Raw genomic sequence first — 16023 nt, 5'->3', positions numbered from 1 at the left:
CACGGACTCTAGCGAAGACCAGCGCCGACCACCGCAGAGCCAGGACAGTGCTAGGACACCGACCACCGGGCCCGTAGGGTGGGCGACGTGGACCTGGACGCCTACGTCGGTGCCCATCAGGGGGAGTGGCGCGAGCTGGAGCAGCTCGTGAGTCGCTCGTCGCTGTCCGCCGCCGAGTCCGACCGGCTGCTCGACCTCTACCAGCGGGTGGGGACCCACCTGTCGGTGCTGCGCTCGTCGGCTCCCGACCCGGCCCTGGTCGTCAGCCTGTCGTCGCTGCTGGCCCGGGCGCGCCGCCGGACCGCCGGCACCCGCACCAGCAGCCTGGCTGACATCGGTCGATTCTTCGTCGAGACGCTGCCCGCGGCGCTCTACCGGCTGCGCTGGTGGTGGTTGACCTCGATGGTCGTGAACCTCGCGGTGGCGTTCGGCTTCGGCCTCTGGTTCTACCGCAACCCCGAGATCGAGGCGTCGATGGCGACGCCGGCGCAGATCGCGCAGCTGGTCGAGGTCGACTTCGAGCGCTACTACAGCGAGTACGCCGCCAGCCACTTCGCCGCCCAGGTGTGGACCAACAACGCCTGGATCGCGGCCATCTGCATCGGTGCCGGAGTCCTGGGTGTGCCCGTGGTGCTGGTGCTCTTCCAGAACATGCTCAACCTCGGCCTGATGGGCTCGATCATGCTGCACCACGACCGGGGTCATGTCTTCTTCGGCCTGCTGCTGCCGCACGGGATGCTCGAGCTCACCGCGATCTTCGTCGCCGGCGGGGCGGGGCTGCGACTGTTCTGGTCGTGGGTCGCGCCAGGGTCACGGACCCGCGTGTCGAGCATGGCGCGCGAGGGCCGCACCACCGCGGTCATCGCGCTCGGCCTGGTCGTCGTGCTGCTGATCTCGGGCGTCATCGAGGGGTTCGTCACGCCGTCGCCGCTGCCGACGTGGGCGCGCATCGCGATCGGCCTCGTCGCCTGGGCCGGGTTCATGGTCTACGCGCTGGTGCTCGGTGCGCGCGCCGCCGCTCGCGGCGCCGACGGTGACCTCGACGCCCAGGACCGCGGCGAGGACCTCGTCGCCGTCGGCTGAGCGTCGCCTGACCGGTGGCCGAGACGTCCGTCAGAGCAGGCCGCGCGACTTCAGCATCAGGTAGTGGTCGGCCAGCGCCACCGGCAGCCGCTCGGGCGGCTCGTCGATGACGTGCACGCCGAGGCCGGAGAGGGCGTGCGCGGTGCGCCGCCGCAACGTCCGGCTTCGCTCCGCCGCCGCCGAGTCGTAGACCTCCCCGACCGTCGAGCGACCAGCGGCCAGCTCGTCGAGCGCCTGGTCCGAGACGGACGCGACGACCACCCGGTGCCGGGCGGCGAGCGAGGCGAGCACCGGCAGCAGCGTCTCCTCGACCGCGGCGGGCTCGAGCGGCGTGAGCAGCACGACGAGGGACTGGCGCTTGCCGTCCCGGGCGATCGCAGCGCCGAGGGCGGTCCAGTCGGCCTCGACCAGGGCGGGCTCCAGGTGGGTCATGGCGTCGGAGAGGCGGGGCAGCAGGTCGGTGCGGGTGGCGCCCGAGACGGCAGCCTGCACGACGCGGTCGCCGGCGAGGAAGCTGACGTGGTCGCCGGCGCGCGAGGCGAGGGAGGCGAGCAGCAAGGTGGCGTCCATGGCCGAGTCCAGCCGCGGGGTGTCGCCGACCCGGCCGGCGCTGAGCCGGGACGTGTCCAGGACGAGCAGCAGGCGTCGGTCGCGCTCGGGGCGCCAGGTCCGAACGACGACGGACTGGCGTCGGGCGGTGGCGCGCCAGTCGATCGAGCGGACGTCGTCGCCCTCGACGTAGTCGCGCAGCGAGTCGAACTCGGTGCCCTGGCCGCGGATCCGCACGGCGGCGTTGCCGTCGATCTGGCGCAGCCGGGCGAGTCGGCTCGGCAGATGACGCCGCGACGGGAAGGCCGGCAGCACCCGCACGGAGCGCGGGGCGTCGAAGCTCAGCTGCCGGGCCGCCACCCGCAGCGGCCCGAGCGAGCGAACGGTGATCTGGTCGGCGCTGCGCTCGCCACGCCGCACCGGCAGCAGCGGGGTGACCAGCCGGACCCGCTCGCCGCCGGGCAGGTCGAGCCGGTGCCGGTTGGTCACCGAGCCGGCCCCCGCCGACGGCTGCCACGCGTCGCGCAGCACTCCCCGCACCCGGCGGGTGCCCGTGTTGGTGACCAGCAGCGGAGCCGCGGTGGGCTCGCCGGCGCGCACGGGGTCTACGGGTTGGGGCTCGATCTGCAGCCGGCGGGGCGAGGGGGCGAGCGCGAGGTCGAGGGCGACCACGGCCCCGACCAGCAGGGTCCACAGGCCGACCGTGGTCGGCACCGGCCGCAGCAGGACGGCGACCACCCCGAGGAGCAGGAGCAGGACGGCGCGGCCGGTGATCGCCATGTCAGCGCGGGACGGGGACGGCGGCGATGGCGCTGCTGAGCACGCTCGAGATCTGCACACCCTCCAGCTCGGCCTCGGGTCGCAGCGCGAGGCGGTGCGCGACCGTGGACTGCGCGAGCGCCTTGACGTCGTCGGGGGTGACGAAGTCGCGGCCGTTGAGGAAGGCCCATGCCCGCGCGGTGGCGAGCAGCGCGGTGGCGGCGCGCGGGGACATGCCGAGCGCGAGCGAGGGGGACTGGCGGGTGGCGCGCGCGATGTCGACGATGTAGCCCACGACCTCTGGGGTCACCGAGATCGATTGCACCGCAACCGAACCCGCAGCCAGGTGCGCCGGGGACGCGACCGGCTGCACGCCGGCGGCACCGAGGTTGCGCGGGTCGAAGCCGCTGGCGTGCCGCTGCACCACCTCGACCTCGTGCTCGCGGTCCGGGATCGACAGCTCAACCTTGAGCAGGAAGCGGTCGAGCTGGGCCTCGGGCAGCGGATAGGTGCCTTCGTACTCGATCGGGTTCTGCGTCGCGGCCACGAGGAACGGCGTCGGCAGCGGATGGCTCACGCCGTCGACGGTGACCTGACGCTCCTCCATCGCCTCGAGCAGCGACGCCTGGGTCTTCGGCGGCGTCCGGTTGATCTCGTCGGCGAGCAGCATGTTGGTGAAGACCGGTCCGGGCCGGAAGGTGAAGTCCGACCGGGCGGCGTCGTAGACCTGGGAGCCGGTGACGTCACCCGGCATCAGGTCGGGGGTGAACTGCACGCGCTTGCTCTCGACGTCGAGGGTCTGCGCGAGGGTGCGCACCATCAGCGTCTTGGCGACACCCGGGACACCTTCGAGGAGCACGTGCCCGCGGGCGAGCAGCCCGATCAGTAGCCCGGTCACCGCGCCGTCCTGCCCGACGACGGCCTTGGCGACCTCGTCGCGGACCGCCCGCAACGCGGCGAGAGCCTCCTGCGCCGAGACCTGCGCGGGCTGGCGCTCTGGGGTGTGGTCGGGGGTGTGGTCGGTCATCGGTGGCGTACCTCTTCCTCGAGGCTCGTCAGGCCCTGGGCCCGGGCGAGCAGCTGGTCGTCCTTGTCGACGGTGGAGTCGTAGAGCAGGGTGGCGACCTCGGCGGGGGAGCGTCCGGTCGCGTGGACCACGGCTGCCACCAAGGCTTCTCGGTCGGTGCGGGGCGCGAGACCGAGGCGGCTCAGCAGCCGCTCCCGGGTGCCCTCCTGCAGGGCTGCGAGGGCATGGCTGCGCTCGCGCGACTTCGCGTAGAGCCGGCCGCGGCTGCGGGTGGTCTCGATCGCCCGCACCACGACGGGCAGCGGCTCGACGACCAGTCGGCCGAGGCGGCGCCCCCGCCACAGCATGGTGGCGAGCACCGCGATCCCGAGCAGATAGACCAGCGGCGTGAACCACACCGGCAGCACCGCGAGCGGGTCGGCGTCGCGCTCGACGGGCGCGCCCGCCTCCGCACCGCCGTCGTCGCTCGGGACGAACCACACGACCCGCGGGTTGTCCGAGAGCAGCCGCAGCGCGAACGCCGCGTTGGTGTCGGAGGTGGTGCTCTGGTTGGTGAGCGGCCGAGTGGCGCCGAGGACGTCCACCGCAACGGAGTCCTTCGTGCCTTGCGTGCTCAGCAGGCCGTACCCACCGCTCACGGGGAAGCAGCTCTGCCAGCCGAGCTCGCTCTGTTCGCCGAACGCGTTCGCCCTGAAGATGTAGCTGCCCGGCCCGGTGGTGATCGTCGTCACCTGGTCGAACCGGGGGTCCGCACAGGTGGCGAACGTCGATGCCGACCCGGAGCCCCCGGAGCCCGAGCCGCTCGACCGGTCGTCGAACCCCGCGTAGTCGCCCTCCTGCACCGGGAGCCCGGTCGCCTCGTCCACCGCGGCGGCGGGCAGGCCGGCCAGCACCAGCCGCGCATAGCTGTCCCGCACCGACGCGATGGTCGTCATGGCGTCGCTGTAGACCTCGCTGCTGTCCGACACGACCAGCGTCGCGCCGCGTCGGTCAGCGTCGGTCGAGGCCGCCGAGGCCGTCGAGGCCGTCGAGGCCGTCGAGGCCGTCGAGGCCGTCGAGGCATCCGAGGCATCCGCCGACGCCGACGCCGACGCCGACGCACCCACGGACTGCGTGATGGCCCTCAGCTCGGCCTGGGTTCGCACGACGTCCACGCGGATCCCCTTGGCGCGCAACACCTCCACCAGCGCCTTGGTGCCGAGCCGCCCGGCGTTGTCGGGGTCGAGCGGGGTCTGGTTGCCACGGGGCCAGGTCGTCACCGCGAGCACCGCGACCGCTGCCACGACGACCGCGGCCCACAGCAGCGCGGACCGGATCTTGCCGCCGAGGCCGCGCTCGACGGGGCGCGCGGCACCGCTCGGTCGTGCCGTGTCGCTCGGGCCCGCAGCGCCGTGCGCGCGTGCGGTGTCGACACCGGCTGGAGGCACCCGCGTGCTGCTCATCGGGTCACCCTCGTCGTCGGGTGGCCCGGGTTGTCCTGGTGGTCCAGGTGGCCCGCCGCGGCGTGAGCACCGCCCGTGCCGTCGGCGTGCACCGGCCTGGCCGCGGCGAGCCGCTCGCCCAGGTCGAGCACGGCGACGACCTGATCCCGGCTGCTGCGCTCCTCGGCGCTGGAGCGATGACCGTAGGCCGCAGTCGAACCACCGTGCGGCGTCAGCGATCTCGTCGCGCTCGTCGGGGAAGGTGCGGCCCGCGACGGCAGCGATCTCGGTCACCGTGCGGCCCGGCACGTCGCCGAGGACGGCCCGACGGTCCAGGTCGGACACGATCGCGCGGAAGGCATCGACCAGCGCCGAGTCCAGCCGACCGTGCGCGAGGTGGTCCGTCGCGAGCGCGCGATAGTCGGCGGAGGTGAGGCGAGGGTCTACCAGATCAGTGGCGCGAGCGTCCTTGGCCGACAACGGATCCCGCCGAGCCGTCCGCAGGTAGCGCCAGGCGCCGGCGGCCAGGACGAGCACGAGGAGGGCCAGCACCACCCAGCCGAGGAGCGGCGACCCGCCCTCGCCACCGGCCAGCGCCTCCTGCAGCCAGTTCCACAGGCGTTCGAGCAGGCCTGGGCCAGAGTGATACTCGGGCTTGGCGAGCTCCTCGGCGAGCCACGATCTGGCCTCGTCGGGACCGGGCTCGAGCACCTGGACCAGCATCACCGTTGCGGCTGGCTCTGCCCGAGGCTCTGCAGGAGGGTGATGTCGAAGCCTTCCTTGCGCATCCGCTGGTCGAGGTAGAGCAGGCAGACGACCGCCGCCGCGAACGGCGACACGATCGCGGTGGCGAGCACCTGGGAGAGGAGGCTGCTGATCATGCTGAACACGAAGGCCATCGTCTGGTTGTTGGGGTCGATCATCAGCGGCGCGGCGACCCCACCGATGAGCTGCAGCGGGAAGCTGAGCACGCTCGAGGCCACCGACGTGATCAGGCCGCTGACCACGAGGATGCCGAAGATGCGCCAGAACGAGCCCGACACCAGGCGCCACGACCGCCGGAAGGCCTGCAGCACCGGCGAGCGCTCAAGCACGATGACGGGGGAGAGGAACATCCAGCGGGTGTAGAGCCACACGGCGATGACGACCAGCGCGATGGCCACGAGCACGGTGACCAGGACGGCGAGGCCGCTCGGCGCCGTCTCGAAGGAGTTCGAGCTGCTGATCAGCGCCCACAGCGCCACGCCGCCGAGGCCCAGCACCAGGACGAGCCACACGATGCTGGTGAGGATCGAGGCCCCGACGCTCGGCAGGATGCGGCTGCGGGCGGCCCGCCACGTCTCGCCGATGGTGGGCTTGCGACCGAGCACGGCCTCGCTCGCCACGTGTGTGAGCAACGCGGTGAGGACGATGCCGGACAACCCGAACGGCAGCATCGCCGCGGCCAGCCCACCGCCGAGGGAGAGCACCGAGCGGGTGTCGGGGACGGCGTCGGCGTTGGTGGTGGAGAAGATCGACCAGTCCACCCCCGACGCGAAGAGCCCGAGCAGCGGCAGCGAGATCACCAGGGCGACCAACTGCACGACGAGCGCCAGCCCGATGGTCGAGGCGGGGTTGAAGCGCAACAGCTTGATGGCGCCGTCGAGGATGTCACCGAGCGAGAGCGGCCGGATCGGCACGATGCCCGGCTTGAACGCCTGCCACGACGGGTAGCCCTGCTGGTAGCCGGGCTGCTGGTAGCCCGGCTGCTGGTAGCCGCCCTGCTGATAACCCGGCTGCTGGTAACCCTGCGCGTAACCCGGCTGCTGGTAACCGGGCAGCGGCGGTGCGGGCGGCGGCTGGGTGGGCTGCGGCGAAGGCTGCTGGTCCGGCTCCGGCACGGGTGCCGTGGGATCGCTGGGCTCGCGCCCCTGCCCCGGTGCCTGCCAACCCGAGTCGCTCATGTCCACCCCTGTCGAGTCGGGGCGTGACGATCACTACCCCCGTCTGTGGAGACGCTATCAGCGCCGGGCCAGCGCCTCCGCGCGCGACTCGGCCCGTCGCGGCGTGAGCGGGGTCGCCCCGAGTCGCCGCTGCCGGGCGATCACCTCGGGTTCCTGGCGCTTGAGCAGCAGCCCGCGCCGCCACAGCGTCAGCGGTGGCTTGCGGTGCTCGCGCAGGTCGCGGGCCAGCCGCAACCAGAAGGTCAGTCGCGGGTCGCGGCACACGCACCACGCGTCGGCGAGCAGGCCCTCCTGGCGCAGCACGGCGATCGCCTCCGCCGCGAAGATCCCCTCCGCCAGCACGTAGTCCGTGGGTCGAGCCTGCAGCTCGTGCTCACCGACGCGCCGCGACGCACTGATGTCGTAGACCGGGAGGCGGGCGCTGCCGGTGTGCACCAGCTCCGCGAGGACGGCTACGGCGCCGACGAGGTCCCAGCTGGCCGGGTCGTCCCAGTCGGGGATGCCCAGCTGGCCGATCGGCAGGCGGGGGTCGTCGCCGTCGAGATAGAAGTCGTCGAGCCGCACGATCGGCCAGCCGTGCCGCTGGGTGAGCCGCTCGCACAGCCGCGACTTGCCGGCGCCGCTCGGCCCGCAGACCACGACGACCCGCGCCGCCGCACCCCTCACGGGGCCGTGAGCGCGCGGAACGCGTCGACGAGCGCGGCGAGTCGTTCGGCGGCACGCCGGCGCGCCTCGGGCAGCCCGTCGTCGCCCGCACCAGCTGCACCGGCACCACCACCCGCACCACCACCCGCAGCCGCACCACCGGCCGCCGGCTCGATCACCTCGAGATAGACCTTGAGCTTGGGCTCGGTGCCGCTCGGGCGGACGATGACCCGGCTGTCGTCGTCGAGGTAGTAGCGCAGCCCCTCGGTCGGTGGCAGGTCGGGCGAGCCGACCGTCAGGTCGTCGGCACGCGAGACCTGGTGCCCGGCAACGGTGCTCGGCGGGTTGGCCCGCAGCCGCGCCATGATCTGCCCGATGATCGCGAGGTCGTCGACCCGCACCGAGAACGCATCGGTGGCGTAGACCCCGTGCCGGCGAGCGAGGTCGTCGAGGACGTCCAGCAGCGTGCGTCCCTGACCGCGCAGGATGGCGGTCATCTCGGTGAGCAGCAGCGCAGCGCTGATGCCGTCCTTGTCCTGGACGTGCTGCGGGTCGACGCAGTAGCCGATCGCCTCCTCATAGCCGTAGGTCAGGCCCGGGACCCTCGCGATCCACTTGAAGCCGGTCAGCGTCTCGGCGTGGGCGATGCCGGCGTCACGGGCCATCGCGGCGAGCAGCCGCGACGAGACGATCGAGTTCGCGAACACCGCGCCGTCGCCGCCCAGCCCACCCGCGCCGACCCCGTCGACGCCAGCAGTTGCATCAGCACGACCAGCAGCACCACCACCAGCAGCCAGCCGGTCGATCACGTGCTGACCGAGCAGCGCCCCGAGCTCGTCGCCGCGCAGCATCCGCCAGGTGCCGTGGTCGTCGACGGCCGCGGCGCACCGGTCGGCGTCGGGGTCGTTGGCGAGCACCACGTCGGGGCGGACCGAACCGGCGAGGGCGAGCGCGGCGTCGATCGCGCCCGGCTCCTCGGGGTTGGGGAAGGCCACGCTGGGGAAGTCGGGGTCGGGCGCCTGCTGGCTGGACACCTCGTGCGGCGCGGGGAATCCCGCTGCGGCAAAAGCCTTCTCGACGGTGGCGGACCCGACGCCGTGCAGCGAGGTGTGCACGACGGATACCGCGCGAGGCGCGTCGGGACGGACTACCGAAGCAGCCGCGTCGACGTAGGCCTGCTCGATCTCGTCGCCCAGGGTTTCCCAGCCGTCCTCCACCCGCGGGACGGACGCGACCGAGGGGACCGCCGCGATGTGCGCGGCGATCTCGGCGTCGACCGGGGGCACGATCTGCGAGCCGTCGCCGAGGTAGACCTTGTAGCCGTTGTCCTGCGGCGGGTTGTGGCTCGCGGTGACCATCACGCCGGCGTGCGCGCCGAGGTAGCGGATCGCAAAAGCCAGCACGGGCGTAGGGAGCCCGGGCCGCGCAGCACGGTGGCCCGGCCACCGGCCGCGACGACGACCGCCGCTGTGTCACGGGCGAATTCGTCGGACTTGTGTCGCGCGTCGAAGCCGATGACGACGACCGGCTCGGGCTCGCCGCCCTCGTCCTTCAGCCAGGCGGTGAGGCCGGCCGCGGCGGGATGACGACGGCGCGGTTCATCCGGTTGGGTCCGGCACCGATGGCACCGCGCAGCCCGGCGGCTGCCGAACTCGAGCATCCCGGCGAACCGGTCCGCCAGGTGCAGCCACCGCGGCCGCCTCGTCGCCACTCTGCGCGGCGGCGATGACGGGCGCGAGCTCGCTACGGGTGTCGGGGTCGGGGTCGTCGTCGAGCCAACGCGTCGCCAGTTCGACCAGCTCGCCGGCCTCGCCGGCCTCGGTCGGCCTGCCGGCCTCGGTGGGCCCGCCGGCTGCGGTCGACTCGCCCAGCTCCTGGTCGTCCCCCTCGGCGATCGTGCGCACCACCTGGGCCAGCAGCAGGCCGCAGCGCGACGCGGCCTCGCGACCGGCGTCCAGGACCTCCTCGTGCGACAGCGGCTGGTCGGAGATGCCCGCGGCGAGGTTGGTGACCAGGGACACCCCGAGCACCTCGAGGCCGACGTGGCGGGCGGCGATCGCCTCCAAGGTGGTGGACATGCCCACGAGGTCACCCCCGATGGTCATCGCCATCTGCACCTCCGCCGGCGTCTCGTAGTGCGGCCCGCGGAACTGGACGTAGACCCCTTCGTCGAGCCCGGGGTCTACCGTCTTGGCGATCTCGCGCAGGCGAGGGGAGTAGAGGTCGGTGAGGTCCACGAAGGTCGCGCCCTCGAGGGGCGAGGTCGCGGTGAGGTTGATGTGGTCGCGGATGAGCACCGGGTGCCCGGGCGGTGCGGGGTTGAGCCCGCCGCAGCCGTTGGTGAGCACGATCGAGCTGCAGCCGGCGTCCGCCGCGGTGCGCACGCCGTGCACCACCGCGCGCACACCGCGTCCCTCGTAGAAGTGGGTGCGGGTCCCGAAGACCAGCGCCCGGCGACCGGTGTCACCGATCTCGACCGAGCGCATGACGCCCGAGTGCCCGGGACGGCCGCCTTCGCGAAACCCGGCACGTCGGTGTTGTCGAGCATGGCTGCCTCGCCGCAGGTTGCTCGTCGCCCGCCGCGATCCGAGCACGAGGGCTACCTGCCCACGGCCCTGGATCCTCCTCGACCTGCCCGGACCACCGCCGGTCAGGTCGACGTCCAGGGCGGGGCACGACCATACTGGCGCGAGCTCGGACGGCTGGCCGCTGGAGGAGCGGCTCGAGCAGGTGAAGCAGGCGGCTACGTCGGCGATGCCAACGCCCTCGCCAACCACGCGCACGCTCGTCCGGCCTCGGCGTGCACGTCATCCGGTCGGAGCCCCGCCGACGTCTGCGATCCGGGCTGCTCTGGCCACTCGGTGAGCTTGTCGCCGAGCCACTTGGGCAGGACCGCTACGGCCACCGGTCAGGCGACGCACCCGGTGCGAACGAGGTCCTCGCCGCGCACTGGTTGTAGTCGGGTCACCGTCGGCGCCGCGAGCCGCGGCGCGCGATCGACGCGCAGGGCACCTAGCGCGTTCGACCGAGAAGTCCTCGGACCCGGCGAGCGGGTCGACCCAGCGGGTGTCGGCAGCGGCGCCGGCAAACGGGTCTCGATGGTCGCCGCGAGCGAAGCGTCGGCCAGGCCGAGCGTGTTGACCCCGGTGACGGGGCCCTGATCGCGCCGATGCTCCAGCCCGTGGGCGGCGGCGATGCCCTCCGATCGCGGCAAGGTCAGTCGGCGAGGTCGCGCTGCTCGGCGACGAAGGATGCGCGGTGAGCTCGAGCAGGGCCCGTGGGGCCAGCACGGGCCGAAGCCGATCGTGTCACCCGCGGCCGTGGTGCCAGCATGATCGAGCCCGAGGCCGAGGTTGAGGCATGTTCTGGAAGAGCACCACCGTCGGCGCGGGCACCGGGTCCTGGCCAGGCCGATGCCGAGCTGGCCGCGCCGGCGTTGGGTCACGAAGGCCCGGAGGCGGCGAGCGGCCGGGCCATTGGTCGTACTGCCGCGGCTCGATCGCGCCGGCGAAGTCGATCCCGTACCAGCTGCGCGATCCGCCGACCGCGCGGCGTCCAGCTGACCCAGCGATCCTCGGGGTTCAGCGGTCCGAGGACCGCGGCAGCGAAGCACCCACCGGCGGGTCGCCGGCCGACCAGCCGCGCTACGAGATCAGCCCTTGACCGCGCAGCCGGTCATGAAGCGCTGCACAGGACGCACGCGAGCATCGACCGATGACCGAGGCGCTGGTGCGGGTCAGCAGCTCCGCTCCCTGGCCCTGCGAGGGCGAGGCCGCTGCTGGAGCGGCGATGACCGTCGTGTTCTCGCTGCGCGGCAGAGCTTGGCCAGACCGATCTCCGGCTCCTGAGGAACGCGCGGCGGAACGCGCGCAGGCCGGGATGGACATGGGCGTCGTCGAGCAGGGTCTGGTAGTGCGACGGTCCTTCGTCGCGGACTCGACGATCGAGCGCGGCAGGGTGCTCATGTAGTTGCGCAGCGTGTAGATGCACAACGGCATGCCGTAGCCCCGCTGTGGAGGATCCACGTCGCGATGTACTGACCGCTGATCCCGTGGCGAAGGAGCCGAACAGGTCCATCGCCCGCCGCTCGGCCGAGACCAGCGTGCTGCGGCCGAGCAGCGCCAGCGCGAAGGCGAGGAACGCGGCGAGCACCGGCACGAGGAACGCCCGGGACGCGCCGTAGGCGTCGATCATCCCGCCGGCGGCCGACGATCCGAGGGCGATGCCGATGAGCAGGCCGGTCATGACGATGGTCATGCCCTCGTTGATCTGCGACTCGGGGACCAGCCGCTGGGCGAGCATCATGGCGGTGATGAGGGTCGGGGCGATCGCGGAGCCGGCGACGAGCAGGACGGCCGCGAGGACCGGCAGCTGGTCGACGACGAGCACGGGCAGCAGCAGCACCGACATGGCGAGGTGCTCGGCAGCAACCGCTGGGCGATGGCGTCGGCCGCCGGCCGGGTCCCGTAGACCAGTCCGCCGACGAGCGAGCCCAGCGCGAAGCACCCGAGGGTGGCACCGCCCCAGGCGGCGGCCTGGTGCTCGGCGGCGAACGCGACGACGATCACGTCGGCCGCACCGAAGATCGTGCCGGTGAGCGCCAAGGTGGCGGCCAGCAGCAGCAGCCCGGGCGCCTGCCAGGCCCGGCCGTGTGGTGCTCGTGCTGCGGCTGGACCCGGCTCGGTGCGCCGCTGCAGCGCGAGCCCGATCACGCCGGTGGTGTAGAGCAGGAGCGCGAGCAGCATGCCCGCCTCCGGGAAGAACAAGGTGGCGAGCGCCGCACCGAGGGCCGGCCCCATCATGAAGCAGGACTCGTCGAGGACCTGCTCGAACGAGTTGGCCGTGTGCAGCATCCCCGCCTCGCCGCGCAGCAGGTGCGCCCACCGGGCCCGGATCAGCGTGCCCGCCTGGGGCATGATCGCGTTGCCGAGGTTGGCGAGGACGAGCACCCAGACGGGTGCCCCGAGGTAGGTGGCGAGGACCAGCGAGAGCAGCGCGGCTGCCGACATGAGGGCGAGCGGCACCGCCACCCGCCGCTGTCCGTGCCGGTCGATCAGCCGCCCGACGGTGGGTCCGAGCGAGGCGACGCCGACGAGGCCGATCGAGCTGATGATCCCGGCGAGGGAGTAGGACCCGCGACGGGTCGCGATCATGACGATGATCGACACCCCGAACATCGCGCCGCCGAGGCGGGCGAGGTAGCCGAACGCGGTGAAGCGCAACGCTCCAGGGGTGGCGAGCAGGGCGCGGTAGGGGGTGAGCACGATGCCCCACGCTATCGGTTCCGAGCGGGTCCTCAGCCCCAGCCGAGGGCACGGGTGGCCGCTGCGGCGGCGGCCCCGAGGATGACGACGACGATGAACGGCGCCCGCAGCCACAGGGCGAGCGAGGCGACGGCGAGGGACACCACGCGGGCGTCCACGGTGAGGTGCCCCTCGGCGACGAAGGTGTTGGTGGCGACCAGGGCCGCAAGCAGCCCGGCCGTCATGGTCGCCGACGCGGCTCCCACCAGCGGGTGCTCGAGGTGGCGGTCCGGCACGAGGAAGCCGACCAGCTTGGTGGCGTAGCAGAGCAGGCAGGACAGCAGCAGGGCGTTCGTCAGGCTCATGAGTCCTCCCGTGCGGGTGCTGGACGTGCTCCGGCGGGTGGTGCGGCAGATCGGACAGGTCGTCGTCCTCGTCGCGGCGCGCCGGCGCCGCTGCTGCAGCACCGCCACCCCGAACGCCACCACGGCGGCCACGATGATCGGCAGCCCGGCGGCGAGCACCGGCGTGACGAGCAGGGTGCGACCGCGCACAGGGCCGCGATCCTCGACCGTCACGTCGGCGCAGCCGGGGCCAGAGCAGGCCGAGGAAGCCGGCGACCGCTGCCCCGTCGAGGCCGTACCTGCTGGGGTCGCCGAGGGAGTTGCCGAGCAGAGCGCCGCACAGGGTGAAGGAGTTCCACAGCACGAACACGCCGATGCCGGCGGTCCAGAAGCCGCGCACCTGCTCGTCGCGGTCCGGCTGGGCCACGGCGGTGGCGGTGGACTCGTCGATGGTCAGGTGCGCCGCGAGCAGCCGGGTGAGCCCGCGGGGGCGCAGCAGCGCGTTCATCTGGATCCCGTAGAGCGCGTTGCGGGTCCCGAGCAGCAGCGCCGTCGACAGCGCGGTGAGCGGCGAGCCGGCCGCCCCCACGACCCCGATGAAGCCGAACTGCGAGCCGCCGGTGAACATCAGCAGCGACAGCGCCTGGGCCTGCCAGACCGCGAGCCCGGCGCCGACAGCCAGCGCCCCGAACGAGATGCCGTAGAGCCCGACGGCGGCCGAGATCGACAGGCCCATCCGGGTCGCGGGGGTCATCGTCAGTGCGGGCATGGCTGCCACTGTGGCAGATGGTCGCGCCGGGTGCCGATGCTGTTCGGCGGTGCCGGTATCCTGAAGGTCTGCCCCTGCGCTGCCTGAGTCGTCGGCGCCTTCTGCCCCATCTCGAAGGACTCCCTCGATGCTCGCTGCCCTCTGGCTCAGCTTTGTCGTCATCTTCGTCGCTGAGCTCGGTGACAAGAGCCAGCTCATGGCGATGACGTTCGCGACCCGGTTCCGGCCGGTGCCGGTGCTCGTCGCCATCACCATCGCGACCGCCCTGGTGCACCTCGCGTCCGTGGGCATCGGTGCGGTGCTGGGCTACTCGATCCCGACGAAGTGGATCACCACTCCGCTGCGTCGCGTTCCTCGGCTTCGCCCTGTGGACGCTGCGCGGCGACGAGCTGAGCGAGGAGGAGGAGGCGAAGGCCTCCCGCTCGACCAGGTCGGCGCCGATCGCCGTCGGCACGGCCTTCTTCCTCGCCGAGCTCGGTGACAAGACGATGCTCGCCACGATCACCCTCGCGGTGCAGCACGACTGGGTCGGCACTTGGATCGGCTCGACGCTCGGCATGGTCGCGGCCGACGCGCTCGCCATCGGGGTCGGCGCGATCCTCGGCCGACGGCTGCCCGAGCGGGCCATCGCCATCGGTGCGGCCGCGCTGTTCGCGATCTTCGGCATCCTCCTGCTCGTCGAGGGCATCCGGGCCTGAGGCTAGGCTTGCCGGCATGAGACTGCTCCTCGTCCGGCACGGCCAGACCAGCTCCAACGTGGCCGGGGCGCTCGACACGGCGACGCCCGGGGCGGACCTCACCGAGCTGGGTCGCGAGCAGGCCGACGCGATCGTCCCGGCCTTCGCCGGCGAGCGGGTCGACGCGATCTACACCTCGACGCTCGTGCGCACCCAGCAGACGGCCGCGCCGCTCGCCGCGGACCGGCTGGACCTGACCGTCCGGGCCGGCCTGCGCGAGGTCGGGGCCGGTGACGTCGAGATGCGCACCGACGAGGACGCCATGCGCATCTACTTCCTGACCCTGCTCTCCTGGGCCGGCGGCGACCTCGAGGTGGGCATGCCCGGCGCGGAGATGGGGCACGAGGCCCTCGGGCGGTTCGACGCCGTCGTCGACGAGATCTGGGCCGAGGCCGAGGCCTCCGGGCGCACCGACCAGACCGTCGCCGTGTTCAGCCACGGAGCGATCCTGCGCCTGTGGGCGTGCCTGCGCTGCGCCAACCTGGCCCCGGACTACCTGGGGGACCGGCACCTGTCCAACACCGGGGTCATCGTCGTCGAAGGATCCCGGGGCGTGGACGGCGCTGTCCTGGGAGGATGACGCCATCGGCGGCGATGGCTGCCGACTACCTCGCCGACGACGGCCCCGCGGCCGGCTGAGGAGGAGCAGTGCCGAGCACGACAGGGTAGCCCGAGCGGCCGCGACGTCGGCCACGCTCGGTGCGCTGGGGCTGGTGCTCTCGCTGGTGCTGTCCGCGTCCGCGTGCGGCTCCGGTTCGGTGGGTCTGGGTCGGCTGGGGCCGGCTCGGGCGCGACGTCGACCACTCCGTCGACGGCCTCGGCCATCCCGACGGCCACCCCCTCGACGCTGCCGAGCCCGGACGTCGAGACCATCATCGGCGTGGTCTCCGCCGGCACCGAGAAGGGCTGTCGGGTGCTCACCGTCGACGTGACCGGTGAGGTGCTGCCGCCCATCGGCGGCGGCCTGCAGCCGGGGATGATCGTCACCGTCCGCGGCTACCGGCTCAAGGGGGTGCGCACCACCTGCATGCAGGGCAAGCCGTTCAAGATCACCGAGGTCGTCACGACCTCGACGTAGCCCTCCCCACCTGCCCAGCCCGCTCCAGACCCGATCCAGCACCGAACCAGCTCCGACATCGATCAGCATCGAAGGGAACTCATCGTGAACCTCGCCGACCAGCTCGTCGCCCAGCTCCAGGCCGCCGGTGTGCGGCGGATCTACGGGATCGGCGGGGACAGCCTCAACCCGGTCGTGGACGCCGTCCGTCGCACGGGCGGCTCTGCCAAGGGTGGCATCGACTGGATCCACGTCCGCCACGAGGAGTCGGCCGCGTTCGCGGCCGCGGCCGACGCCCAGCTGACCGGGGAGCTGGCGGTGTGCGCCGGCTCGTGCGGGCCAGGCAACCTCCACCTCATCAACGGGCTCTACGACGCCAACCGCACGGGCGCCCCGGTGCTCGCGATCGCGAGCCACATCCCGAGCGTGCAGATCGGTCAGTCCTT

The 16023-nt window shown here is 72.8% G+C and carries 14 protein-coding genes and 3 pseudogenes; 6 read left to right on the top strand and 11 right to left on the bottom strand.

Annotation, left to right across the window (positions count from 1 at the left end):
• The first annotated feature begins 87 nt into the window (after window positions 1-87).
• Complete coding sequence (locus MM440_RS16500; protein ID WP_241446321.1) at window positions 88-1083, top strand: stage II sporulation protein M; 996 nt, start codon at window positions 88-90, stop codon at window positions 1081-1083.
• Between the two features lie 30 nt (window positions 1084-1113).
• On the opposite strand, the gene MM440_RS16495 is transcribed toward MM440_RS16500, so the two are convergent.
• The 11 genes and pseudogenes from MM440_RS16495 to MM440_RS17490 form a co-directional block, all read right to left on the bottom strand.
• The gene (locus MM440_RS16495; RefSeq protein ID WP_241446319.1) at window positions 1114-2412 is read right to left on the bottom strand and encodes a DUF58 domain-containing protein; all 1299 of its coding nucleotides are present in this window, start codon (window positions 2410-2412) and stop codon (window positions 1114-1116) included.
• A 1-nt stretch (window position 2413) separates the two neighbouring features.
• A complete protein-coding gene (locus MM440_RS16490) occupies window positions 2414-3418 on the bottom strand; it encodes an AAA family ATPase (RefSeq protein WP_241446317.1) in 1005 nt (334 codons plus the stop codon).
• Window positions 3415-5550: a DUF4350 domain-containing protein gene (locus MM440_RS16485; RefSeq protein ID WP_241446315.1), complete on the bottom strand. Its 2136-nt coding sequence runs from the start codon at window positions 5548-5550 to the stop codon at window positions 3415-3417. The genes MM440_RS16490 and MM440_RS16485 overlap by 4 nt, the downstream gene beginning before the upstream one ends.
• Window positions 5551-5561: 11 nt before the next feature.
• Complete coding sequence (locus MM440_RS16480) at window positions 5562-6782, bottom strand: DUF7847 domain-containing protein (protein ID WP_241445425.1); 1221 nt, start codon at window positions 6780-6782, stop codon at window positions 5562-5564.
• Between the two features lie 57 nt (window positions 6783-6839).
• Entirely contained in the window at window positions 6840-7448 is a 609-nt protein-coding gene (locus MM440_RS16475; RefSeq protein WP_241445434.1) for a uridine kinase family protein, read from the bottom strand.
• Window positions 7445-9226, bottom strand: a pseudogene (locus tag MM440_RS16470) (phospho-sugar mutase). The gene MM440_RS16475 and the pseudogene MM440_RS16470 overlap by 4 nt, the downstream one beginning before the upstream one ends.
• A 156-nt stretch (window positions 9227-9382) precedes the next feature.
• Window positions 9383-10021, bottom strand: a pseudogene (locus tag MM440_RS16465) (purine-nucleoside phosphorylase); the annotation flags it as partial.
• A gap of 1081 nt (window positions 10022-11102) precedes the next feature.
• A complete protein-coding gene (locus tag MM440_RS16460; protein ID WP_241446313.1) occupies window positions 11103-11837 on the bottom strand; it encodes an MFS transporter in 735 nt (244 codons plus the stop codon).
• The gene (locus MM440_RS16455; protein ID WP_241446311.1) at window positions 11729-12691 is read right to left on the bottom strand and encodes an MFS transporter; all 963 of its coding nucleotides are present in this window, start codon (window positions 12689-12691) and stop codon (window positions 11729-11731) included. The genes MM440_RS16460 and MM440_RS16455 overlap by 109 nt, the downstream gene beginning before the upstream one ends.
• A 32-nt stretch (window positions 12692-12723) precedes the next feature.
• On the bottom strand, window positions 12724-13224 hold the full coding sequence (locus tag MM440_RS17495; protein ID WP_338155678.1) for an AzlD domain-containing protein: 501 nt from the start codon (window positions 13222-13224) through the stop codon (window positions 12724-12726).
• Between the two features lie 166 nt (window positions 13225-13390).
• Window positions 13391-13750 (bottom strand): annotated as a pseudogene (locus tag MM440_RS17490) (AzlC family ABC transporter permease); the annotation flags it as partial.
• 160 nt (window positions 13751-13910) lie between these two features.
• Between MM440_RS17490 and MM440_RS16440 the strand changes: the two are divergent.
• The 5 genes from MM440_RS16440 to MM440_RS16420 all read left to right on the top strand — a co-directional run.
• Window positions 13911-14264: a TMEM165/GDT1 family protein gene (locus tag MM440_RS16440; RefSeq protein WP_241446309.1), complete on the top strand. Its 354-nt coding sequence runs from the start codon at window positions 13911-13913 to the stop codon at window positions 14262-14264.
• Window positions 14265-14271: 7 nt separating this feature from the next.
• On the top strand, window positions 14272-14481 hold the full coding sequence (locus MM440_RS16435; protein WP_241446307.1) for a TMEM165/GDT1 family protein: 210 nt from the start codon (window positions 14272-14274) through the stop codon (window positions 14479-14481).
• A 16-nt stretch (window positions 14482-14497) separates the two neighbouring features.
• Window positions 14498-15100, top strand: a complete 603-nt coding sequence (locus MM440_RS16430; RefSeq protein WP_241446305.1) for a histidine phosphatase family protein — start codon at window positions 14498-14500, stop codon at window positions 15098-15100.
• A 162-nt stretch (window positions 15101-15262) separates the two neighbouring features.
• Window positions 15263-15598, top strand: coding sequence for a hypothetical protein (locus tag MM440_RS16425; RefSeq protein WP_241446291.1), 336 nt, complete (start codon window positions 15263-15265; stop codon window positions 15596-15598).
• Window positions 15599-15682: 84 nt separating this feature from the next.
• The coding region (locus MM440_RS16420; RefSeq protein WP_338155674.1) for a thiamine pyrophosphate-binding protein at window positions 15683-16023 on the top strand (341 nt) is incomplete at its 3' end.

The organism is Arsenicicoccus piscis, assembly GCF_022568835.1.
Lineage (GTDB): Bacteria > Actinomycetota > Actinomycetes > Actinomycetales > Dermatophilaceae > Arsenicicoccus > Arsenicicoccus piscis.
Note: the sequence above shows the minus strand (reverse complement) of the source record. Positions and strands in the feature narration are given on the sequence as shown.

What these genes read in the sequence shown, in the direction of transcription:
- MM440_RS16495 (WP_241446319.1), bottom strand. Translation starts at nt 2,412, where the DNA reads ATGGCGATCACCGGCCGCGCCGTCCTGCTCCTGCTCCTCGGGGTGGTC.
- MM440_RS16490 (WP_241446317.1), bottom strand. Translation starts at nt 3,418, where the DNA reads ATGACCGACCACACCCCCGACCACACCCCAGAGCGCCAGCCCGCGCAG.
- MM440_RS16480 (WP_241445425.1), bottom strand. Translation starts at nt 6,782, where the DNA reads ATGAGCGACTCGGGTTGGCAGGCACCGGGGCAGGGGCGCGAGCCCAGC.
- MM440_RS16460 (WP_241446313.1), bottom strand. Translation starts at nt 11,837, where the DNA reads ATGTCGGTGCTGCTGCTGCCCGTGCTCGTCGTCGACCAGCTGCCGGTC.
- MM440_RS16440 (WP_241446309.1), top strand. Translation starts at nt 13,911, where the DNA reads ATGCTCGCTGCCCTCTGGCTCAGCTTTGTCGTCATCTTCGTCGCTGAG.
- MM440_RS16435 (WP_241446307.1), top strand. Translation starts at nt 14,272, where the DNA reads ATGCTCGCCACGATCACCCTCGCGGTGCAGCACGACTGGGTCGGCACT.
- MM440_RS16430 (WP_241446305.1), top strand. Translation starts at nt 14,498, where the DNA reads ATGAGACTGCTCCTCGTCCGGCACGGCCAGACCAGCTCCAACGTGGCC.